General features: G+C 59.3%; 1 protein-coding gene. It reads right to left on the reverse strand.

The window, feature by feature from the left end:
• Positions 1-243: FlgK family flagellar hook-associated protein (locus SB775_RS33035; RefSeq protein ID WP_410865512.1), on the reverse strand; the 243-nt coding region annotated here is incomplete at both ends.

Below are 243 nucleotides of genomic sequence, written 5' to 3' on the forward strand. Positions count from 1 at the left end.
CGTTCTTTGACGACTGCTTGGACCGCCGCGTTCGACGGGTCGCTTTCCAAGTCTTGCCAAGCGCTCCATAAACGGCCCATCGACGCGTTCAACCCATTTTCTCCCGGCTCGCCGAGAATCGTTTCCACATTTCCGAGCGCTTCACTTTTCGTTTGCCACTCGGCAAGTTCTGCTGTGTGCCCGCGGTATTGCTGGTCGAGAAAGCGGTCGCGCACGCGCATGACCGAATCGACCGTCACGCCG

Source organism: Peribacillus sp. SIMBA_075, assembly GCF_046534585.1.